Origin of the sequence: Micromonospora sp. ATA51, from assembly GCF_016802855.1 — a bacterium.
Classification (GTDB): Bacteria; Actinomycetota; Actinomycetes; order Mycobacteriales; family Micromonosporaceae; genus Micromonospora; species Micromonospora sicca.
The window spans coordinates 1-20,034 of sequence record NZ_JAEVHJ010000111.1; the positions used below are offsets into that span (position 1 = coordinate 1).

A 20,034-nucleotide genomic window follows, 5' to 3' on the forward strand; every position below is an offset into this window, starting at 1 on the left:
CGACCTGCCGCCCTGGCCGCCGCCGCCGGTCGGCCGCGACGGCAGCCGGGCCCGGGCCGCGGCCCGTCGGCCGGGTCTGCGGTGGACCGGCTCTTCGCCGAACTCGCGGCCTGCGGCACGCTGGCCTTCGCCCACCGGGTACGCCTGCTCGTCGCGCACCGGGTCGTCGATCCGGCCGGTCGGGCCGCCGCCGAGGCGGCCGTCGCCGCGGTCGACGAGGACCGGGCCGAGCTGCGACTGTCGGTGAAGGAACGGGACGACTTCTTCACCACGTTCTTCGTCAGCACCTGGTCGCCGTACGTGGCGAAGGCGGCGGCCCGGATCGGGCTGGGCCCAACCGCGGTCACCATGATCTCGGTGGCCTTCGCGGTGGCGGCGGCGGTGCTCTTCGGGGTCGGCGGACGCCCCGCGCTGGTCGCCGGGGCGGTCCTGCTCTACCTGGGTTTCGTGCTGGACTGCGTGGACGGCCAGCTGGCCCGTTACACCCGGCACTTCAGCGCCTGGGGCGGCTGGCTGGACACCATGGCCGACCGGGCCAAGGAGTACCTGGTCTACGCCGGTCTCGGCTACGGCGCCACGCACGCCGGTTTCCGCTACGGCTGGGCCCTCGCCATCGCCGCGATGACCCTGCAGACCGTCCGGCACATGACCGACACCTGGTACGGCGTGCTGCACGACGAGGCCGCCCGCCGGCCCCGCCCGGCGACCGGGGACGCCGGCGGCATCGGCGGGAAGCTGAACGCCGCCTCGACGAAGGTGCAGGCGGACACCGGCTCGGTGTCGTACTGGCTGAAGCGGACGGTGGTCTTCCCGATCGGCGAGCGGTGGGCGCTGATCGCGCTGACCGCCGCGCTGTTCGGTCCGCTGGTGGCGCTCTGCGTGGTGCTGGTCTGGGGGACGTTGGCGTTCGCGTACACCGGGGCGTTGCGGACGCTGCGCGCCCGTTGGATGCGGGTGCCCGTGCTGACCACGGTCGACGCCACCCTGCACCGCGACGACGGGCCGCTGGCCCGGACGCTGCCGGTGTCGCGCGGGCCGCTGGCGCTGGCGGTGTTCGGCGCGCTGGGTGCGGCGGTGCTGCTGGTCGCCGCGCTGCGTACGGTGCACGCCGACGGCCGGCTGCCGGGCTGGGCCGTGCCGGTGGGCCTGCTGGTGCTGCTGGCCGGCGGGTTCGGGGCGCGCGCGGCGCACGCCGGGCCGCTGGACTGGCTGGTGCCGGCCGCGCTGCGGGCCGGGGAGTACCTCTTCGCGATCGCCGTCGGGGTGGCCGGCCGCGCGCCGGCCTGGCTGATCTTCGGGTACGTCTTCGTGCTCACCCTGCACCACTACGACCTGACCGCCCGGCTGGAGAAGCGGCAGGCGGCCCCGCCGCTGCACGCCGCCACGCTGGGCTGGGATGGTCGCTCGGTGGTGCTGGCGGTCGCGTCAATCGCCGGAATTGCGAGTATCGCTCTGGCTACACTCGGTACGTACCTTCTCGTGGTTTTCGTCGCGAGTGTGGTCCTCGCCTGGGTGGTCCTGCCGGCCCGCGCCCGACGGACGCCGGTGCCGGTGGGCGGAGGTGACCGCTCGCCGGGCTGACGGAGGGCCAGGCCGGGATGACTCTGATCAGCTTCGTCGTACCGGCCTTCGCGGTGCAGGGCTACCTGCGGGAATGCCTCGACTCGATCCTCGACCAGCCGCACGTCGACCTGGAGCTGATCGGGGTCGACGACGCGTCCCCGGACGGCAGCGGCGAGATCCTGGCCGAGTACGCGGCCCGCGACCCCCGGGTCCACGCGGTCCGCCTCAGCGAGAACGTCGGCCTCGGTCCGGCCCGCAACATCGGGCTGGACCGGGCCGTCGGCGAGTACGTCTGGTTCGTCGACGGCGACGACTGGCTGGTCCCCGGCTGCCTGCCGCACGTCGCCGACCGGCTCGTCGCCACCCGCCCCGACGTGCTGATCGTCGACCACGTCCGGATGCACTGGAACAACGTCGGCACCCGCAGCGCGATGCGCGACGTCTTCCCGGAACCGCCCGGCGAGGTGACGTTCCCGCTGCGGGGCGGCCGGAGACCATGGGGCTGCTGCACACCGCCTGGAACCGGCCGGCCGCCGGCAGTTCCTCGTCGACCGGGAGCTGCGCTTCGCCCCGGGCTGGTACGAGGACGTCTCGTTCAGCTACCCCGCGCTGATGGCCGCCGAGCGGATCGGGGTGCTGGACCGCGTCTGCCTCAACTACCGGCAGCGGCGGACCGGGGCGATCACCCGCACCCGGGGCGACCGGCACTTCGACGTGTTCGCCCAGTGGCACCGGGTGTTCCGGCTGATGGACCGGTGGGGGCCGGCGGTCGCGGAGCTGCGGCCCGCGGTCTTCGAGCGGATGATCTGGCACTACCTGACGGTGCTCGGCAACGGCGACCGGATCGCCCCGGAGCTGCGCCCGGCGTTCTTCGCCCAGATCCACGCCGACTTCAACCGGTTCCGGCCGCCCGGCGGCTACCCGGTCCCGTCCGGGGTGGAGGGACTGAAGCACCGGCTGGTGGCGGCCGGCCGATGGCGTACCTTCAGCGCGCTGCGCGGCGCCAACCAGGCCGGGGACGCCGCGCGGCGCTCGGTGCGGCGGGTCCGCCGCCGGGTGCTGCCGGTGGCCCGGCGGACCGCGCGGGTGACCCGGGAGAGGACGCTGCGCGAGTACTACCGGGCCGAGCTGCGCCGGCCGCTCGACCCGACGCTCGCCGTCTACGCCGCCTACTGGTACCGGGGATACGCCTGCAACCCGGCCGCCGTGTACGCCGCCGCCCGCCGGCTCGCCCCGCACATCCGGGGGGTGTGGATCGTGCGGCGGGACCGGGTCGACACGCTCCCGCCCGGGGTGGAGTACGTGGTCGCCGGCACCCCGGCCTACTACCGGGCCCTGGCCCGGGCCCGCTGGCTGGTCAACAACGTCAACTTCCCGGACTTCGTCCGCAAACGCCCCGGCTCGGTGCACCTGCAGACCCACCACGGCACCCCGGTGAAGGTGATGGGGCTGGACCAGCAGCGGTACCCGGTCGGCGCGATGGGGATGGACTTCGCGAAGCTGCTGCACCGGGTGGACCGCTGGGACTACAGCGTCACCTCGAACAGCTTCTCCACCCAGATGTGGGAGCGGGCGTACCCGGCCGCGTACACCACGCTGGAGGTCGGCTACCCGCGCAACGACCGGCTGGCGTTGGCCACCCCGGACGAGATCCGCAAGGTCCGGGCGGAGTTGGGCATCGGGCCGGACGAGCGGGCCGTGCTCTACGCGCCGACCCACCGGGAGCACCTGCCCGGCTGGCGGCCGCCGTTCGACCCGGACCGGCTGCTCGACGTGCTGGGGCCGAGCGGCCGGCTGCTGATGCGCAGCCACTACTTCCACGACCGGGACCGGCGGCCCCGGGGACCGGCGGCCGGCGGGCTGCTCGACGTCAGCTCCCACGACCGGGTGGAGGACCTCTACCTCGCCGCCGACGTGCTGGTCACCGACTACTCGTCGGCGATGTTCGACTACGCCGTCCTGGACCGGCCGATCGTCGTCTACGCGCCGGACTGGGAGGCGTACCGGGTGGCCCGGGGCGTCTACTTCGACCTGCTGGCGGAGCCGCCGGGCGCGGTGGCCGTGGACTTCCCCCAACTGCTCGAACTGTTCGGCTCCGACGCCGTCCGGTCGGCGGCCGCCGACCAGGCCCGGCAACGGTTCCGGGCCCGGTTCTGCACGCTGGACGACGGGCACGCCGCCGAGCGGGTGGTCCGCCGGGTCTTCCTCGACGAGCCGGTCTGAGCGGCCGGGTCGACCTCCGTTCGGCGGCCGGGAGCGATTCGGCGGGGTCGATGGGACGTAATAGGTCTGTCACGGGAGGAACATGGCACGTTTACCCGATGTGCTGATCCGATGATCCTGGTCACAGTCATTCCCGGGTTCAGCCGACGAGCTGGGGGAGGAGACGGTGACCACCGTCGCGCTCAAGGATGTCACCAAGGTGTTCCAGGACGGGACAGTCGCGGTCGACACCATCAATCTGGACGTCAACGACGGCGAGTTCATGGTGTTGCTCGGTCCGTCGGGCTGCGGCAAGTCCACCGTGCTGCGCATGGTGGCCGGCCTCGAGGATCCGACCACCGGCGCGGTCATGCTCGACGGCGAACTGGCCAACGACCTGCCACCCCGGGAGCGGAAGATCGCCATGGTCTTCCAGGACTTCGCGCTCTACCCGCACATGACGGTGGGCGACAACATCGCGTTTCCGCTGCGGCTGGCCGGGGTGGAGCCGACGCCGCGCGGCGACCGGGTCACGGACGTGGCCAGCGCGCTGGGCATCGGCGACGTGCTCGGCCGCAAGCCGAGCCAGCTCTCCGGCGGCCAGCGGCAGCGGGTGGCGATGGGGCGGGCGATAGTACGCCGTCCGGGGCTGTTCCTGATGGACGAGCCGCTGTCCAACCTGGACAGCGGGCTCCGCGCGGAGCTGCGGGCGGAGATCTCCGGTCTCACCCGGGAGTTGGGCGTCACCACCATCTACGTCACCCACGACCAGGCCGAGGCGCTCACCATGGCCGACCGGGTCGCCATCATGCGCAAGGGCGTGCTCCAGGACGTGGGCACCCCCACCCAGGTGTACGGCCGCCCGGCCACCCTCTACGTCGCCGCGTTCCTGGGCAGCCCGCGGATGAACCTGCTGGAGGCCTCGGTCTACGTCCACCTCGACCGGTACGTGACGCTCAACCTCGGCGAGCAGGCGCTCTACCTGCCCTGGGACGACATCCGCAGCCGGGCGGTGGCGCACTACCACGGCGAGCGGATCATCGTGGGGATGCGGGCCGAGGCGCTCACTCCGGTCGCCCCGGACACCCCGGGCGACGTGCTCCAGGGGCGGATCCGCTACCTGGAGCACCACGGGCACGAGTCGCTGGCCTTCCTCGACATCGGCGCCACCGCGATCATGGTGGACGAGATGGGTGGCCCGGTGGAGTCCGGCGAGAACGGCCAGCGTGGCCTGCGCCGGTTCGGCCAGGTCATGCAGCGGCTGACCGGCCGGGTCGGCGAGGCGCCGGACGCCGTGCCGACCGGCGGGGGCAACCGGACCAGCGTGCTCAACGACCCGGGCCGGCACCACCGCCGCCCGGCCGAGCTGGCGGTCCGGCTCGCCCCGTACCCGGCCGTGTCGGCGGGTCACCCGCTGGCCGTGCAGGTGCGGATGGACGCGCTGCACTTCTTCGACGAGCGCGGCGACCGGATCGACGTGGGCTGGCGGTGACCGCCGACCGCGGCCGGGCTGGTCTTGCCGGATAAGTTACCGACGAGTAGCGTCTGGGCATGTCCATCGACTCTCGCCAGGTGGCCGCCGGTCTGCTGGAGGCCGTGCCGTTCGCCCGCACGCTCGGAATCGAATTCGTCGAGGTCGCGCCCGAGGCGGAGGGCGGGGTGCGGGCCGTCGTCCGGCTCCCCGACTCGCCGGCCACCCACAACCACGTCGGTGGCCCGCACGCCGGGGCGATGTTCACCCTCGGGGAGACCGCCTCGGGCGCGGTGGTGCTCGCCGCGTTCGCACCGGTGCTCGACCGGGCGGTGCCGCTGGCCGTCCGGGCGGACATCGGGTACCGGAAGGTGGCCATGGGCCCGGTGCTCGCCACCGCCCGGCTCGGTCGCCCGCCGGCCGAGGTGATCGCCGAGCTGGACACCGGCACGCGGCCCGAGTTCCCCGTCGAGGTCGAGATCGGCACCGAGGACGGCACCGTCACCTCCGTGCTGACCGTGGTCTGGACGCTGCGCCCGAACCGCTGACCGGCGGGACGAATCGGGTTTGCCCGGCCCGTCCGATGGATAGATTCGAAGCGTGCTGGGCCTACCCGCTCATGTGACCGCCTGTCTCTTCGATCTGGACGGTGTGCTGACGCAGACCGCCAAGGTGCACAACGCCGCCTGGACCGAGACCTTCAACGCGTTCCTGCGGGCCCGCGCCGAGGCGACCGGCGAGCCGTACCGCCCGTTCGACCCCGGACCGGACTACAACCGGTACGTGGACGGCAAGCCGCGCGCCGACGGCGTGCGCTCCTTTCTGGCCTCCCGCGGGATCACCCTCCCGGAGCGCGCCGGACGACCCGCCGGAGGCGGACACGGTGCACGGGGTGGGCAACCGCAAGAACGTCGTCCTGCTCAAGCGGATCCACACCGACGGCGTGGAGGTCTATCCCGGCTCGGTGGCCTACCTGGAGGCGGCGGCCGCCGCCGGGCTGCGCCGCGCCGTGGTCTCGGCGAGCGCCAACTGCCGGGAGGTGGTCGGCGCGGCCGGGCTGGACCGGCTGCTGGAGGCCCGGGTCGACGGGGTGTTCGCCCGGGAGCGAGGGTTGCGCGGCAAGCCCCACCCGGACACCTTCCTCGCCGGCGCCGAACTGCTCGGGGTCGCCCCGGCGAACGCCGCCGTGTTCGAGGACGCGCTGGCCGGGGTGGCCGCCGGCAGGGCCGGCGGCTTCGGGCACGTGATCGGCGTCGACCGGGTGGGCCAGGCCGACGAGCTGCGCGCCCACGGGGCGGACGTGGTGGTCACCGACCTCGCCGAGCTGCTGAAGGAGCCAGCGGCATGATCCGCGAACGCGCCTATCCGGTCGAACCCTGGCACGTCCGCGAGATCCGCCTCGACATGGACGTGCTGGCCCAGTCCGAGTCGGTCTTCGCCCTCTCCAACGGGCACGTCGGGTTGCGCGGCAACCTCGACGAGGGGGAGCCGCACGGCCTGCCCGGCACCTACCTCAACTCCTTCTACGAGCTGCGCCCGCTGCCGTACGCGGAGGCCGGCTTCGGCTTCCCCGAGTCGGGCCAGACCATCGTCAACGTCACGAACGGCAAGCTGATCCGGCTGCTGGTCGACGACGAGCCGCTCGACGTCCGGTACGGCGAACTCCTCTCCCACGAGCGGATCCTCGACCTGCGCGCCGGCACCCTGCACCGGGAGCTGCACTGGCGCTCGCCGGCCGGGCGGGAGGTCAAGGTCCGCAGCACCCGGCTGGTGTCGTTCACCCAGCGGGCGGTCGCCGCGATCAACTACGAGGTCGAGGCGGTCGACGGGCCGATCCGGCTGATCCTCCAGTCCGAGCTGGTCGCCAACGAGACCCTGCCGGCGCAGAGCCGCGACCCGCGGGTGGCCGCGGTGCTGGAGTCGCCGCTGCAGGCCGAGGAGGAGCTGACCACCGACGACGGCGGGCTGCTGATCCACCGCACCAAGGTCAGCGGGCTCCGGGTCGCCGCCGCCATGGCGCACGACCTGCACGGTCCCGAGCGCACGACCATCGAGTCCGAGGGATACGAGGACTGGGTGCGGACCACCATCGGCTGCGTGCTCAAGCCCGGCCAGACGCTGCGAGTGGTGAAGTACCTGACGTACGGCTGGTCCAGCCGGCGGTCCCTGCCCGCGCTGCGCGACCAGGTCGGCGCGGGCCTCGCCGCCGCCCGCCTGGACGGCTGGGACGGGCTGCGCCGGGCACAGCGGGAGTACCTCGACGAGTTCTGGGACGCCGCCGACGTCCGGGTGGAGGGCGACCCGGAGGTGCAGCAGGCGGTCCGCTTCGGGCTGTTCCACGTGCTCCAGGCCGGCGCCCGCGCCGAGCGGCGCCCGATACCCGCCAAGGGACTGACCGGCCCGGGCTACGACGGGCACGCGTTCTGGGACACCGAGATGTTCGTCCTGCCGGTCCTCACCTACACCCAGCCGAGCGCAGTCCGGGACGCGCTGTACTGGCGGCACACCACCCTAGCCCAGGCGCACGAGCGGGCCCGGACCCTGAACCTGAAGGGCGCCGCCTTCCCGTGGCGGACCATCGAGGGCCCCGAGTCGTCGGCGTACTGGCCGGCGGGCACCGCCGCGTTCCACATCGCCGCCGACATCGCCGACGCGTTGCGGCGGTACCTCCTGGTCACCGGCGACGACGCGCTGGAACAGGAGATCGGCCTGGAACTGCTGGTGGAGACCGCCCGGCTGTGGCGCACGCTGGGGCACCACGACCGCAACGGCCAGTTCCACATCGACGGGGTGACCGGCCCGGACGAGTACACCGCGGTCAAGAACGACAACATCTACACCAACCTGATGGCGCAGCGGAACCTGCTGACCGCCGCCGACTGCGCGATGCGCCTCCGGGACCAGGCGGCCGACCTCGGGGTGACCGAGGAGGAGGCCGCCGCCTGGCGGGACGCCGCCAACGCCATGCACGTCCCGTACGACGAGGACCTGGACGTGCACGAGCAGGTCGAGGGGTTCACCCGGCTGCAGGAATGGGACTTCGAGCACACACCGCCCGAGAAGTACCCGCTGCTGCTGCACTACCCGTACTTCGACCTGTACCGCAAGCAGGTGGTCAAGCAGGCCGATCTGGTGCTCGCCATGCACTGGCGGGGGGACGCCTTCACCGGCGAGCAGAAGCTGCGCAACTTCCTCTACTACGAGCGACGCACCGTGCGGGACTCGTCGCTGTCGGCCTGCACCCAGGCGGTGATGGCGGCCGAGGTGGGTCACCCGGAGCTGGGCCACCGCTACCTGCGCGAGGCCGCCCTGATGGACCTGCACGACCTGAACGAGAACACCCGCGACGGTGTGCACATGGCCTCGCTGGCCGGGGCCTGGATCGCCCTGGTCGCCGGCTTCGGCGGCCTGCGGGACCACGACGGGACGCTCTCCTTCTCGCCGCGGCTCTCCAGCCGGCTCAGCCGACTGGAGTTCTCGCTCCAGTGGCGGTCGATGCACCTGCGCGTGGACGTCCGGCCGCACCAGACGACGTACTCGCTGCGGCACGCCGGGCCGGACGCCGTGCTGGACCTGCGCCACCACGGCGAGGCGATCCAGGTCACCCGAGACCGGCCGGTCACCGTGCCGGTGCCACCGGCCCACGCGTCCGGTCCACCGCCGGAGCAGCCGCTCGCCCGGGCGCCCCTGCTGCACCTGCCGGAGAACGACAGCTGAGGGACGCGCCGGTGCGGTCAGAACTGGCGGCCGTTGGACGGGCGGCCGGCCGCGTCCCGGGGCGCCACCGCCCGCGGGTCCTCGGGTGTCCGGGCGTCGGCCGCTTCGTCCCCGAAGTTCCGGGCGTGCTCGGCGTCCTTTTCCTGCCGTTCCCGCTCGGCGGTCTGCTGCCGGGACCTGTCCTGCTGCTGGGCCATGACGATCCTCGCGATCCGTCGGGGCGCGGCTGCGCCGATCTACGGTCCCTCCGCGCCTTCCCGCTCGGTCCGGCGGCAAACGGCTGCTCACCCCTCCAGGTGTCGCGCGAAGCTCAGCCGGAGGTGGTTCTTGGGCCGGGCGCCGATGATCGAGCCCACCACCTCGCCGTCCCGGAAGACCAGCAGCGTCGGCATGGACATCACCCCGTACGCCCGGGTGCTGGCCGGATTCTCGTCCGAGTTGAGCGCGGCGAAGAGCAGCGCGTCGCCGAACTCCTCGGCCAGCTCCGCCAGGTGCTTCGAGACCGCCCGGCAGGGTGGGCACCACTCGGCCCAGAAGTCGACCACCACCGGGCGGGTGCTGGCCAGCACGGTCGCGGCGAACGTGTCGTCGGTGACCGTCGTCAGTCGGGCCTGTTCCGTGTCCTGAGGCATGTCTTCTCCCGGTGGGCGATCGCGTGGGCCAACTGGTCGTGCAGTTGCCGCCGTACGGCGCCGAGCCGGTCGAGGTAGTCGTCCACCTCGGCGAGCTTGCGGCGCAGCACGGCGACCGAGTCCGGGCAGACGTCGCCGGAGCTGTTGCCGGCCCGGAGGCAGGCCACGAACGGCCGGATGTCGTCGAGGTCGAAGCCCACCGCCAACAGCGCCCGGATCTCGTGCACGACGCGCAGTTCCGCGTCGTCGTACACCCGGTAGCCGTTGGCCGACCGGCGCGGTCGGACCAGTCCCCGGGTCTCGTAGTACCGCAGGGTGCGGGTGCTCGTGCCGGCGCGTTCCGCCAGCTCACCGATCAGCATCCGACCTCCCTCGCCCGCCCTCGACGCCACGCTAAACCTTGCCGTCGGCGTCAACGCAACAGGTGAACGGGGGGTGCCACCGGGTATGCGGGCACGATCGGCAACGTGTGGAGGTTGGAGATGCGGACGCGTGAGGTGACGATTCCGGTGGTCGAGGACGGCCTGCCGGCCGACCTGATCATCCCGGAACGGGCGACGGGGGTGGTGCTCTTCGCCCACGGCAGCGGCAGTTCCCGGCACAGCCCGCGCAACGTGGCGGTGGCGCACGTGCTCAACGATCGGTCGCTGGCCACCGTGCTGGTCGACCTGCTCACCCCGGCGGAGGACGCGGTCGACGCCCGCACCGCCGAGCTGCGCTTCGACATCGGCCTGCTGGCCGACCGGTTGGCCGCGATCGTGGACTGGATGGCCGGCGACCCGGACCTCGGCCCGCTGCCGGTCGGTCTCTTCGGCGCCAGCACCGGCGCCGCCGCCGCCCTGGTGGCCGCGGCCGCCCGTCCGGACCGGGTCCGGGCGGTGGTCTCCCGGGGCGGCCGGCCGGACCTGGCCGGCAGCGCCCTGTCGGCGGTGCGGGCGCCGACCCTGCTGCTGGTGGGTGGGCTGGACGAGCAGGTGATCGTGCTCAACGAGCAGGCGCAGGCCCAGCTCGGTGACGTCGCGGAGCTGCGGATCATCCCCGGCGCGACCCACCTCTTCGAGGAGCCCGGCACCCTCGACCAGGTCGCCGACCACGCCGCCGGATGGTTCGCCGGCCGGCTCGCCGTCCCCGCCTGACCGGCGCCCCGCCTCCAGGGCAGGGGCCGGACTCAGGCGGCGGTGGGCTGCGCGGGTGGCGTGGCGGCCGGCTCGCGGTGACGTTGGACGGTGTCGATGATCCGCCAGGTGACGGCGGCGATGGGCACCGAGACGAAGGCGCCGGCGATGCCGGCGATCAGGGTGCCGGCGGTGACCACGACCAGGATGACCGCGGGGTGCAGCTGCACCTGACGCTTCATGATCAGCGGCTCCAGCAGGTTGCCCTCGATCTGCTGGACGGCGATCACCGCGGCCAGCGTGAGCAGCGCGGTGGTCGGCCCGTTCGCGGCGAGAGCGACCAGCACGGCCACCGCGCCCGCGACCGTCGCGCCGATGATCGGCACGAACCCGCCGAGGAAGGTGATCAACGCCAGCGGCAGGGCGAGCGGCACTCCGAGCAGCACCAGCGCCAGGCCGATGCCGATGGCGTCGATCGCCGCGATGATCATCGTGCCCCGGCTGTACGAGCCGAGCGTCCGCCAGCCGACCCGCCCCGCCTCCGCGGTGACCGCCCGGTTCGGGCCGGTCATCCGGCGCAGCACCCACCGCCACATGGACCGGCCGTCCTTGAGCAGGAAGAAGAGCAGCACCAGCGCCAGCAGCACGGAACCGGCCACCTCGGCGGCGGTACGCGCCCCGCCGATCGGGTCGGGGGCGCTGCCGCTCAGTCCGTCCCGGGTCTGCTGGAGCAGCCGGTCCAGCTGGGCGTCGGTGATCGGCAGGGTAAAGGTGACGAAGTCGCGGCTGCGCTCCAGGCCCTGGTCCAGCTGCTGGCTCAGCTCACCGAACTGGCTCGCGGTCAGGTTCCACACCAGTACGCCCAGCCCGACCAGGACCCCGAGCAGCAGCAGGATGGTGAGCAGGGCGGCCAGGGCCACCGGCACCCGGAGCCGGCGGAGCAGGAGCAGCACCGGGTCGAGCAGCGCGGTGAGGAACAGCGTCCCGGCCAGCGCGATGGCCAGCGGCGCCAGCAGCACCGCGATCTTTCCCAGCAGCCACAGCCCGGCGATCACCACCACCAGGCAGGCGCTCCACGTCACCGCGGTCCGGACCGGCCAGGGCAGGCCGGCCCAGGCCTGCCGGGGTCCCGCCGCACGGGTGCGGTCCGCCGTCATGTCGGGCGTCCGCCCGATAAGGTCCTCGACCACGTCGACCCCTCCTCCATCGTGGCCGCTCGATACCCGCCCGGCCCCGATCCGACACCCGCCGGCGGGGTGGCGGGTGGGCCCCGTTTGCGCACCCGACCGGAGGGAAGGCAGCGAGGACGAAGGGAGATCCGGCATGAGTGACTTCACGGACAAGGCCAAGGACTTCGCCGAGCAGCACGACAAGCAGGTCGACAAGGGGCTGGACAAGGCGGGCGACACGGCCGACCAGCGCACCGGCGGCAAGTACGACGAGAAGATCGACAAGGGCGTCGACATGGCGCAGCAGCGGACCGGCCAGGGCGACACCGACCGCTGACCTCGCCACGCTCCCGGGTCGCCGCATCGCGGGTGGCCCGGGAGTGGTGTCTCCGGTCCACGGAAATCCGCGCCGGCCGCGCCGGACGGGTGACGGGTCACCAGCCGGGGTAGCGGACCCCGTTGACGTTCACCCGCAGGCTGAACAGCGAGCTGGAGGCGCAGATGTAGAGCTGGTTGCGCTTCGGGCCGCCAAAGGTGAAGTTGGCGACCACCTCGGGCAGGTGCAGCTTGCCCAGCAGGGTGCCGTCCGGGTCGAAGCAGTGCAGCCCGTCGTGTGCGGCCACCCAGATCCGGCCCGCCTCGTCGAGCCGTACCCCGTCGAAGGAGCCGGCGTCGCAGGTGGCGAAGACGTCGCCCCCGCGCAGCGTGCCGCCCTCGGTCACCGCGAACCGGCGCAGGTGCCTGGCCCGGGTGTCGACCACGTAGAGGGCCGACTCGTCGGCGCTGAAGGCGAGGCCGTTGGGCTGTACGAAGTCGTCGGCGACGACCCGTACCTCGCCGTCGTGCGGGTCGACCCGGTAGACGTGGTTGCCGCCGATCTCGCTCTCGCCGCGGTGCCCCTCGTAGTCGCTGTCGATGCCGTAGCTGGGGTCGGTGAACCAGATCGACCCGTCGGAGTGCTCCACCACGTCGTTGGGGCTGTTGAGCCGGCGGCCCCGCCAGCGGTCGGCCAGCACGGTGTCGGTGCCGTCCGCCTCGGTCCGGGTCACCCGTCGGTTGCCCTGCTCGCAGCTCACCAGCCGGCCCCGCCGGTCCACCGTGTGGCCGTTGGCGTAGCCGGCGGGCTGACGGAACACCCCGACCTGACCGGTGGTCTCGTCCCAGCGCAGCAGCCGGTCGTTGGGGATGTCGCTGAAGACGAGGTAGCGACCGGCGGGGAACCAGGCCGGGCCCTCCAACCAGCGGCCCCCGGTCCAGAGGCACTCCGTCCACTCGTCCCCGTTGACCCGACGGAACCGCTCGTCGAGCACTTCGAACCGCGTCCTGAACCGGTCCATGACCCCTCCGCCCGTGACCGTCGTTCGGCGTCAAGGTAACATGACTGAACGATAATCGGTATTCAAGGAATCAACCGAACGGATTCCGTTGGGAGTGGCAGTGGACGATGTGGACCGGGGGCTGCTGGCCACCCTGCAGCAGGACGCGACCCAGTCGTACGCCGCGCTGGCCCAGGCCGTCGGGCTCTCGACCGGGGCCGCGCACGAGCGGGTACGCAAGCTGCGCGAGCAGGGCGTGATCCGCCGGACGACGGTGGACGTCGATCCCGCCGCGGTCGACCGGGGCGTGCTCGCGTTCGTGCTGGTCGAGGCGAACGCCTGGATGGGCGACCGGCCGACCCACGAGGCGCTGGCCGCGCTGCCCGAGGTGGAGGAGGCGCACGTCATCGCCGGCCCGGCCGCGCTCCTGGTCAAGATCCGGGTCGGCACGCCCGAGCAGCTCCAGGCCGGCCTGCGCCGGCTGTTCCAGCTGGACGGCGTCACCGGCACCCGGACCATCGTGGTGCTGGAGACCTTCTTCGACCGGCCGCTGGACCCGTACCCGCCGAACCCCTGAGACGGCGGTGGCCGCGCCCGCGCAGGAGCCAGACGTACGCCTCCTCGGCGACGGAGTGGCGGACCAGCTCCGCGATCACCACATCGGTGAGCTGCCGCCGGTGCTCGGGGTGCCGTAGCGGCTCTCCAGCTCGCCGAAGATCGCCTCTACCTCGCGGTGATCGGTCATCAGGACGTCCACGACGTCACGGCCGGTCCTAGCCTGTGCGTTGGTCATCTCTGCCCCTTACCGGTGCGGTCGGTTCGGCTTGCCGGGGCAGTACCCTGCACCCGTCGGTCGAACGACATCCGCCACCGTTGTGGTCAGCCGGTCGATGCCCAAATCGATCACCTCCATCGGCACCTCGATGAGGCCCTTCCGCCAGGAGGGAACACGTGACTTCCCGTACCGGCCGCCGGCTGCTGGCCCTGCTGATCGCCGGGGCGGTCGCCGCCGGACTGACCCTGCTCAGCGCGATCTGGCGGGCCGACGCCGGACCGGGCAAGGGCCGGGCCCGCAACGTCATCCTCATCAACGGCGACGGCATGGCCGCCGCGCAGCGCGAGGCCGCCCGCCTCTACCTCGCCGGGCTCGACGGCCGGCTCACCATGGACCAGCTGCCGGTCTCCGGACAGCTCACCACAAGCCCGCGCGACCCGAAGACCCCGGTCACCGACTCCGCCGCCGCGGCCACCGCCTGGGCCACCGGCGAGCGGACGTACAACGGCGCGATCAGCGTCGCCCTCGACGGCAGACCGCTGCCCACCCTCGGCGCCCGGGCCAAGGCGGCCGGCAGGGCCACCGGCCTGGTCACCACCGCCCAGGTGACCGACGCCAGCCCGGCGGCCTTCTTCGCCAACACCGCGAACCGCTCGGCCCAGGACGAGATCGCCCGGCAGTACGTCGAGGTGACGAAGCCGGACGTCCTCCTGGGCGGCGGCGAGGACTGGTGGCTGCCCGCCGGCGCCGCCGGCGCGTACCCGGACAAGCCGGCCGGGGACCAGTCCGAGGCGAGCCGGGGTGCCCGGGGCGACCTGATCGCCGAGGCCAGGGGCGAGGGCTACCAGTACGTCTCCACGGCCGACCAGCTCCAGCGGGCCACGGGCGGCAAGCTGCTCGGGCTCTTCGCCAACGAGGAGCTGTTCCAGCAGCGCCGCGAGGGCGAGGGCGACGCCTACGACGCTCCGGTCAGCCTCGCCACGATGACGGCCAGGGCGCTGTCGACCCTGTCCCGCGACGAGCAGGGCTTCTTCCTGTTCGTGGAGGAGGAGGGGATCGACGAGTTCGCCCACGAGAACAACGGCGCCCGGATGCTCCAGGCCCTCGGTGAGCTGGAGAAGGCCGTCGTGGTGGCCCGCGACTACGCGGCCAGCCACCCGGACACCCTGGTCGTGGTGACCGGTGACCACGAGTGCGGCGGCCTGACCGTCGAGGACACCGGCGCCTCAGACGAGTCCGGCGTCGGCAGCTCGGCCGAGGACGGCCCCTTCCCGGTCAAGGGCAGCGGCCTCACCTTCAACCTGGACTGGACCACCAGCGACCACACGGGGGTCGACGTGCCGGTCACCGCGTACGGTCCGCTGGCGGAGGAGTTCACCGGCAAGCACCCGAACACCCACGTGCACGACGTCCTGGCGCGGATCCTCACCCCGCTGACGACCCGACGCGGCCTCCGGTCCCGACCCGGGCGGGAGAGGGCGGCGGTTCCGGCGTAGGAAGCCTCAGTCGCGCAGCAGGGCGGGCAGCTCGGCCAGCGTGGCCAGCGCCGGGCCGTCCCAGGACGGGTCGTTGTCGTGGTGCTCGGTCGTCCGGATCACGGTCATGCCGACCGCCGCCGCCCCGGCCAACTCGCCGTCCGCGCCGTCGCCGACGAAGACGCACTCCGCCGGGTCGACGCCCAGCCGGTCGGCCGCGACCCGGTAGATCGCCGGGTCGGGTTTGGCCACGCCGACCTGGCAGGAGAAGACCGCGACGTCGAACCGGCGGCCCAGCCTGCTGGTCCGCCACGCCTCGGCGGCCTCGGCGGTGGCGTTGCTGACCAGCGCGAGGGGGTGGCCGTCGGCGCGCAGCGCGTCCAGCACCGCGAGGGTCTCCGGCGTGACGCTCTCCAGGAGCCAACCGGCCAGTTGCCGGCGGTGGGCGGCGGCCCGGACCACCTGCTCGTCGGTGGGGGCGCCACCGAGCCGCCCGGCGAGGAGCCGGACCGTCTGCGCCACGTCCCACCGGGTCATCCGGTCCCGCCAGGTGGCGTGGTACGCGGCGACCAGCGCCGTCGGCTCCACCCCGACCATCCGGGCCATCTCGCCGACCACCCGGTCGCGCTCCGAGTCCGCCCCGTCGACCAAGGTGTGGAAGAGGTCGAAGATCACCGGCCGCGGCACGTCCACATGCTATCGCTGCTGCGTACCCTCGGGTCCGAGACCGGCGTGGTGAACGCGCTGCTCACCGCGGCCCGGCTCCTGACCACGACGAAGGGCCGGTCTCCCGCTCGGGGAGACCGGCCCTTCGTCGGTCGTGCTCGTGGATCAGGAGCTGTAACCGCGGCCCGCGATCCAGTTGGCCAGCTCGGTCACGTCCATCCAGTACTCCGGCTCGCCCGGGCTGGCCGGGTCGGCGATCAGCACGGTGTTGCCGTTGTCCTTGTACTCCACCACGGTCAGGTAGTGACCGGGGTAGTTTGCTCCACCCCGTCGACGTCGAGCGCGCCGCCGAGGATGTTGGCCACCACCGGGCGACCCTGGTCGACCGCGGCCTTCACGTCGGCCCGCAGGCGCTCGACCTGCTCCTTGGTGGCCACGTCGTCACGGATCTCGGTGGTCTTGTACCTGCCACCGGTGTACTCGTTGAGCACCCGGGTGATGTCGATGGCCGAGTCGGTGCCGTTCTCGGTCGTGCCGAGCTTCTGCGCCAGCTCGTCCTGGCTGACGGCCTTGCCCTCGGCCGACAGCGCCATCCGGGTCGACGCCGGGCCGCAGTAGTAGAAGTTCGGCTGCGCCTCGTACTCGTAGCCGGCGCGGCGCTCGCTCTTGTCGCCGCCCTTGCCCTTGTCGACGGTCACCGAGCCGACCGGCTTGGTCTGCGCCGGCGCGGCCTGCGCGGCCACGGCGGGACCGGCGACGGCACCGCCGCACATGATCAGACCGGCGACCGAGAGCATGCTGTTGCGGAAGGTCGTCTTCATGTCGAAGCTCCATTCGGGGGTTGGCGCCTCCGAGGCACGGAGGACGCAAGCACCGGGAGTGGCGCTCGGCTTACGCAGGTGTAACGGCCGGGAACCGGACGCGATTCCGGCCGGGGCGTGCCACCGGTCACGCCAGAGTGGGACATTGCGGTCGTTCGGTCGCCGTCGGGTCGATGAGGGCCGGTGACCACTCGCCGAGGGTCGTGCCGGGGCCCTACCGAGCTGATGACGTCAACGGATCAGGGCTCGCAGGAAGCCATGGATGGCGCGTTCCCGGACATAACGCATGGGCGATTCGTTTGCGTCATCAGGTTCGTGGCGGGCCACGACCGGACTGCGGGCGGTGACCGGTGTCGGCAGGGCGCTCGCTCGGGTCGGGGCCGGCGACGGGATCTCCGGGGGTCAACCAGCGGCGGCGGGCAGGCTGCCCAGCAGGCGGGTCACCGCGATCTCGATGACCACCCGCGCCGGATTCGGACGGGGCTGCCGATACCGCTCGGCGTACCGACGCTCGGCCTCGGCCACGGACTCCGCGTCGCGGCGGAGCACCGCCCGGCCCTCCACGGTCAGCCACCACCGTCCGTCGACCTGGCAGACCGCCACCGGCGTGCCGTCCGGCCAGGCCGTCGCCACGTGCCGGGCCTTCGCCGAGGTCCCCGAGGTGATCACGCGGGCCAGCCCGGCGTCCGCGTCGAAGGTGACCCCGACCGGTACGACGTGCGGGGTGCCGTCCGCGCGCAGGGTGGTCAGCGTGGCGAGGTGCCGCTGCCGGAAGAACGCGGCGACCCGTTCGTCCCGCGGGTCCAACCGGTTGTCGCCCGGCATGTTCCGCCCCCTGTCCGCCCGTCCGGACCGACCGCCGGCCCGGTCGGAGATCATGACACGGGGCGGCGGAGCCGGCCCTGGTCCGGCGGAGACTCCGGCTGGCCGGGCAGCCGTCGCTGCGCCGCCCGATGCTTGTGGGCCAGCCGGGTCAGATAGATCAGGGCACCGGCGAGCACGCCCATGTCGTCCAGATAGATCGGGTCGGGAAGCACGTCCACCGGCAGGATCGTGTAGATCAGCGCGCCGTAGAAGGCGACCTTGCCGCCCGCTCCGAGCGTGGCGAGCAACCTGCGGGCGCGCACCAGCCGGACGGCGAGCAGCACGGCCCCGACCAGCGTCGCGAGCGCGACGATGGCGGCGAGCACGACCAGGATCCAGGTCTCGCGGGACACAGCGTCACGCTAACCCAGTCGGACCACCCCCGCGAGCGGCCCGGCCGGCGTCAGTACGCCGGCACGGCTGCCCGACCACGCGCCACCGTCGGCGTCTCCCGGGTGGTCTCCGTCGCTGCCCGGGTCGCCGACCCGGCATCCCGGGTGGTGGCCGTGGCGGCCAGGTCCACGGTGGACAGCAGCGACTGGGCCCCGGGGGCCCGGCCGGTCGCCGTGTACGCCTCGTCGCGGAGGCTGCGGGCGGCGACCGCGGCCAGCTCGGCGGAGCGCCAGGCGGCCTGCTCCCGCTCCCGGGTGACCTGCTGCCGGGTGCGCAGATTGTCCCGGACCAGCCGGCGCAGCAGCAGCTCCTGCTCCACCGGGTGTCGGCTCGGGTCCCAGCCGCGGTGGCCCAGGATGTCGCTCAGCTGCTCCACCGTGATCTCCTGCCGCCACTGCGCGTCCAGCGCCGCCCGGTGCAGCCAGCGCTCCCGGTCGGCGTACTCGGCCGGCGTGCGGGGCGTACGCGGCAGCGGCAGCGCGGCGGCGGCCGCCAACCGGCGGACGTCCTCCTCCGCCGCCTCGTACGCCCGCCAGGCCTCCTCGACCTCCTCCTGGGCGGCCAGCCACTCGGCGCGGCGCCGCTCGGCGGTGGCCGTCGCGCGCTCCGCGGCCACCGCCAACTCCTGCGCGTAGCGGGCCCGTTCCCGGGCCTCCTCGGCCAGCTCGAAGCTGCTCGGCATCGCGGCCTCGCTGATCCGGTCGCCGAACACCGACCGGAACCGGTCCGGGCGCACGATCAGAGCGGCGACGGCGGTCGCCGCGACGGCGAGCAGGGCCAGCCAGATCCCGGCGGCCTGGGGGACGTCGGGCAGGACGGTGGAGAAGACGGTCTGCATCACCAGCACCTCGTGGTGGATCGTTAGGAACGGACGGTCGTGGCCCGGCCGACGGGCGAGGTCGCGGCGGGGCGACGGTGGCACGGAACGGTGCGTGCCGTACCCGATCGGGTCGGCGGGCAATCAGCAGGGCGGCCCGACGGCGGGAGGTCGGCAGGGACCTCTGGGCGGCGGCCGGCCGGATCAGTCGCGCGGCGGACCGCGCGGCCGACGGCGTCCCGGCCCGGGTCGGTGACGGCCGGACCGGCCGCGGCGGCGGCGAGAGAGTTGCGGAGCATCCGCCCGGTCGCTCGGGACCGACCCCGGCCGGGTGCCCGCTCGGCGTGCCGGTGACCCGCTCGGCAGTGGAGGCTCCGCTGGGGGTGGCGACCGGCTCGGCGGCGGCGCCGGCAGGCCGGTCGGCCGTCGCCGGGCCGGCGACGGGGACTCGGGGGACCTGGAACGCAGCGAGCTGAGCGGGCTCCGCGGCCGGCCGGAAAGCCTCGGCAGGGGTGGCGGCGGTGCCGCCGAGCCCGACGACGAGCACCAGGGCCGTCACCGCCAGGCGGGTCCGTCTCCGCAGGGTGTGCAGCGTCGCGGCCCAGAGGGGCGGGGCGAACGCTACGAACAGCACCACCTCAACCTATCGGTCAGGTCCGCCGCCTGCAGCTCGATGATCTCGCGGGTCGACGTGACCCGCCCCACCATGCGCTGTGGACGGAGACGCCCCGGGGCACCGGCCAACTCACCACGACCGGAGCGCCGACCATCCGGAGCAGCGTCGCGCCGAGGCCGCGCGCCCCTCGGCCGGGGACGGCGCGCCGTGGCGGTGTCGGATCAGTTGGTGCCGAGCACCGGGGGCGGGACCGACCCGCCGTCACCCCAGACCATCTCGTCCTCGGTCAGCCAGGTCAGCCGCTCGTCCGACTCCTCCGCGTCGGACTCGCCGCGCCCGCCGAGCACGCCGTTGCGGCTGGCGCCGGCCATGGCGGACGCCCGGTGGCGCCGCGGCCTCCGCCGGCGCGGCCCTCCGCGTCG

Annotated in this window: 18 protein-coding genes and 4 pseudogenes; 10 read left to right on the forward strand and 12 right to left on the reverse strand. The window is 73.3% G+C overall.

What is annotated here, in order from left to right; genetic code table 11:
- From JNW87_RS18450 to JNW87_RS18475, 6 genes and pseudogenes are all read left to right on the forward strand, one after another.
- Nucleotides 1–1,581: DUF5941 domain-containing protein (locus tag JNW87_RS18450; protein WP_238454116.1), on the forward strand; the 1,581-nt coding region annotated here is incomplete at its 5' end.
- A gap of 17 nt (nt 1,582–1,598) precedes the next feature.
- Nucleotides 1,599–3,786, forward strand: a pseudogene (locus tag JNW87_RS18455) (CDP-glycerol glycerophosphotransferase family protein).
- Nucleotides 3,787–3,952: 166 nt separating this feature from the next.
- Nucleotides 3,953–5,257, forward strand: coding sequence for an ABC transporter ATP-binding protein (locus tag JNW87_RS18460; RefSeq protein ID WP_109801140.1), 1,305 nt, complete (start codon nt 3,953–3,955; stop codon nt 5,255–5,257).
- A 59-nt stretch (nt 5,258–5,316) separates the two neighbouring features.
- Nucleotides 5,317–5,784 carry a DUF4442 domain-containing protein gene (locus JNW87_RS18465; protein ID WP_109801139.1) on the forward strand — a complete coding sequence of 156 codons (468 nt, stop codon included), beginning with the start codon at nt 5,317–5,319 and terminating at the stop codon, nt 5,782–5,784.
- Nucleotides 5,785–5,836: 52 nt separating this feature from the next.
- Nucleotides 5,837–6,584, forward strand: a pseudogene (locus tag JNW87_RS18470) (beta-phosphoglucomutase family hydrolase).
- Nucleotides 6,581–8,953, forward strand: a complete 2,373-nt coding sequence (locus JNW87_RS18475) for a glycoside hydrolase family 65 protein (RefSeq protein WP_109801137.1) — start codon at nt 6,581–6,583, stop codon at nt 8,951–8,953. The pseudogene JNW87_RS18470 and the gene JNW87_RS18475 overlap by 4 nt, the downstream one beginning before the upstream one ends.
- Nucleotides 8,954–8,970: 17 nt before the next feature.
- Here JNW87_RS18475 and JNW87_RS18480 read toward each other — a convergent pair whose 3' ends face one another.
- The 3 genes from JNW87_RS18480 to JNW87_RS18490 form a co-directional block, all read right to left on the reverse strand.
- Nucleotides 8,971–9,150, reverse strand: a complete 180-nt coding sequence (locus tag JNW87_RS18480) for a hypothetical protein (RefSeq protein ID WP_109801136.1) — start codon at nt 9,148–9,150, stop codon at nt 8,971–8,973.
- Nucleotides 9,151–9,237: 87 nt separating this feature from the next.
- Nucleotides 9,238–9,585 carry a co-chaperone YbbN gene (locus JNW87_RS18485; protein WP_109801135.1) on the reverse strand — a complete coding sequence of 116 codons (348 nt, stop codon included), beginning with the start codon at nt 9,583–9,585 and terminating at the stop codon, nt 9,238–9,240.
- Nucleotides 9,555–9,947 (reverse strand): MerR family transcriptional regulator, encoded by a 393-nt coding sequence (locus JNW87_RS18490; RefSeq protein ID WP_109801134.1) that lies wholly within the window; start codon nt 9,945–9,947, stop codon nt 9,555–9,557. Before JNW87_RS18490 ends, JNW87_RS18485 begins: the two co-directional genes overlap by 31 nt.
- Nucleotides 9,948–10,067: 120 nt before the next feature.
- Here JNW87_RS18490 and JNW87_RS18495 point away from each other — a divergent pair, with 120 nt between their 5' ends.
- A complete protein-coding gene (locus tag JNW87_RS18495; RefSeq protein WP_375373518.1) occupies nt 10,068–10,721 on the forward strand; it encodes a dienelactone hydrolase family protein in 654 nt (217 codons plus the stop codon).
- A gap of 32 nt (nt 10,722–10,753) precedes the next feature.
- Here JNW87_RS18495 and JNW87_RS18500 read toward each other — a convergent pair whose 3' ends face one another.
- A complete protein-coding gene (locus JNW87_RS18500; protein ID WP_236647413.1) occupies nt 10,754–11,890 on the reverse strand; it encodes an AI-2E family transporter in 1,137 nt (378 codons plus the stop codon).
- A 133-nt stretch (nt 11,891–12,023) separates the two neighbouring features.
- Here JNW87_RS18500 and JNW87_RS18505 point away from each other — a divergent pair, with 133 nt between their 5' ends.
- Entirely contained in the window at nt 12,024–12,206 is a 183-nt protein-coding gene (locus tag JNW87_RS18505) for an antitoxin (protein WP_109801131.1), read from the forward strand.
- Nucleotides 12,207–12,303: 97 nt separating this feature from the next.
- On the opposite strand, the gene JNW87_RS18510 is transcribed toward JNW87_RS18505, so the two are convergent.
- Complete coding sequence (locus tag JNW87_RS18510) at nt 12,304–13,206, reverse strand: SMP-30/gluconolactonase/LRE family protein (RefSeq protein ID WP_109801130.1); 903 nt, start codon at nt 13,204–13,206, stop codon at nt 12,304–12,306.
- Nucleotides 13,207–13,306: 100 nt separating this feature from the next.
- On the opposite strand from JNW87_RS18510, the gene JNW87_RS18515 reads away from it, so the two are divergent.
- Nucleotides 13,307–13,762, forward strand: coding sequence for an Lrp/AsnC family transcriptional regulator (locus tag JNW87_RS18515; RefSeq protein ID WP_109801129.1), 456 nt, complete (start codon nt 13,307–13,309; stop codon nt 13,760–13,762).
- A 75-nt stretch (nt 13,763–13,837) separates the two neighbouring features.
- On the opposite strand, the gene JNW87_RS18520 is transcribed toward JNW87_RS18515, so the two are convergent.
- Complete coding sequence (locus JNW87_RS18520) at nt 13,838–13,978, reverse strand: hypothetical protein (protein WP_201749551.1); 141 nt, start codon at nt 13,976–13,978, stop codon at nt 13,838–13,840.
- A gap of 158 nt (nt 13,979–14,136) precedes the next feature.
- Here JNW87_RS18520 and JNW87_RS18525 point away from each other — a divergent pair, with 158 nt between their 5' ends.
- Nucleotides 14,137–15,456, forward strand: a complete 1,320-nt coding sequence (locus JNW87_RS18525; protein ID WP_109801128.1) for an alkaline phosphatase — start codon at nt 14,137–14,139, stop codon at nt 15,454–15,456.
- Nucleotides 15,457–15,462: 6 nt separating this feature from the next.
- Here the strand turns inward: JNW87_RS18525 and JNW87_RS18530 are convergent, their stop codons facing one another.
- The 6 genes and pseudogenes from JNW87_RS18530 to JNW87_RS18555 form a co-directional block, all read right to left on the reverse strand.
- Nucleotides 15,463–16,122: an HAD family hydrolase gene (locus JNW87_RS18530; protein WP_109801148.1), complete on the reverse strand. Its 660-nt coding sequence runs from the start codon at nt 16,120–16,122 to the stop codon at nt 15,463–15,465.
- 144 nt (nt 16,123–16,266) lie between these two features.
- A pseudogene (locus JNW87_RS18535) lies at nt 16,267–16,922 on the reverse strand (C39 family peptidase).
- Nucleotides 16,923–17,324: 402 nt separating this feature from the next.
- Nucleotides 17,325–17,747 carry a pyridoxamine 5'-phosphate oxidase family protein gene (locus tag JNW87_RS18540; protein WP_109801147.1) on the reverse strand — a complete coding sequence of 141 codons (423 nt, stop codon included), beginning with the start codon at nt 17,745–17,747 and terminating at the stop codon, nt 17,325–17,327.
- 50 nt (nt 17,748–17,797) lie between these two features.
- Entirely contained in the window at nt 17,798–18,139 is a 342-nt protein-coding gene (locus tag JNW87_RS18545) for a YkvA family protein (protein ID WP_109801126.1), read from the reverse strand.
- Between the two features lie 50 nt (nt 18,140–18,189).
- Entirely contained in the window at nt 18,190–19,017 is an 828-nt protein-coding gene (locus JNW87_RS18550) for a hypothetical protein (RefSeq protein WP_109801146.1), read from the reverse strand.
- Between the two features lie 816 nt (nt 19,018–19,833).
- A pseudogene (locus JNW87_RS18555) lies at nt 19,834–20,034 on the reverse strand (hypothetical protein); the annotation flags it as partial.

What these genes read in the sequence shown, in the direction of transcription:
- JNW87_RS18465 (WP_109801139.1), top strand. Translation starts at nt 5,317, where the DNA reads ATGTCCATCGACTCTCGCCAGGTGGCCGCCGGTCTGCTGGAGGCCGTG.
- JNW87_RS18505 (WP_109801131.1), top strand. Translation starts at nt 12,024, where the DNA reads ATGAGTGACTTCACGGACAAGGCCAAGGACTTCGCCGAGCAGCACGAC.
- JNW87_RS18550 (WP_109801146.1), bottom strand. Translation starts at nt 19,017, where the DNA reads ATGCAGACCGTCTTCTCCACCGTCCTGCCCGACGTCCCCCAGGCCGCC.
- JNW87_RS18540 (WP_109801147.1), bottom strand. Translation starts at nt 17,747, where the DNA reads ATGCCGGGCGACAACCGGTTGGACCCGCGGGACGAACGGGTCGCCGCG.
- JNW87_RS18480 (WP_109801136.1), bottom strand. Translation starts at nt 9,150, where the DNA reads ATGGCCCAGCAGCAGGACAGGTCCCGGCAGCAGACCGCCGAGCGGGAA.
- JNW87_RS18495 (WP_375373518.1), top strand. Translation starts at nt 10,068, where the DNA reads ATGCGGACGCGTGAGGTGACGATTCCGGTGGTCGAGGACGGCCTGCCG.
- JNW87_RS18510 (WP_109801130.1), bottom strand. Translation starts at nt 13,206, where the DNA reads ATGGACCGGTTCAGGACGCGGTTCGAAGTGCTCGACGAGCGGTTCCGT.
- JNW87_RS18485 (WP_109801135.1), bottom strand. Translation starts at nt 9,585, where the DNA reads ATGCCTCAGGACACGGAACAGGCCCGACTGACGACGGTCACCGACGAC.
- JNW87_RS18490 (WP_109801134.1), bottom strand. Translation starts at nt 9,947, where the DNA reads ATGCTGATCGGTGAGCTGGCGGAACGCGCCGGCACGAGCACCCGCACC.
- JNW87_RS18520 (WP_201749551.1), bottom strand. Translation starts at nt 13,978, where the DNA reads ATGACCAACGCACAGGCTAGGACCGGCCGTGACGTCGTGGACGTCCTG.
- JNW87_RS18475 (WP_109801137.1), top strand. Translation starts at nt 6,581, where the DNA reads ATGATCCGCGAACGCGCCTATCCGGTCGAACCCTGGCACGTCCGCGAG.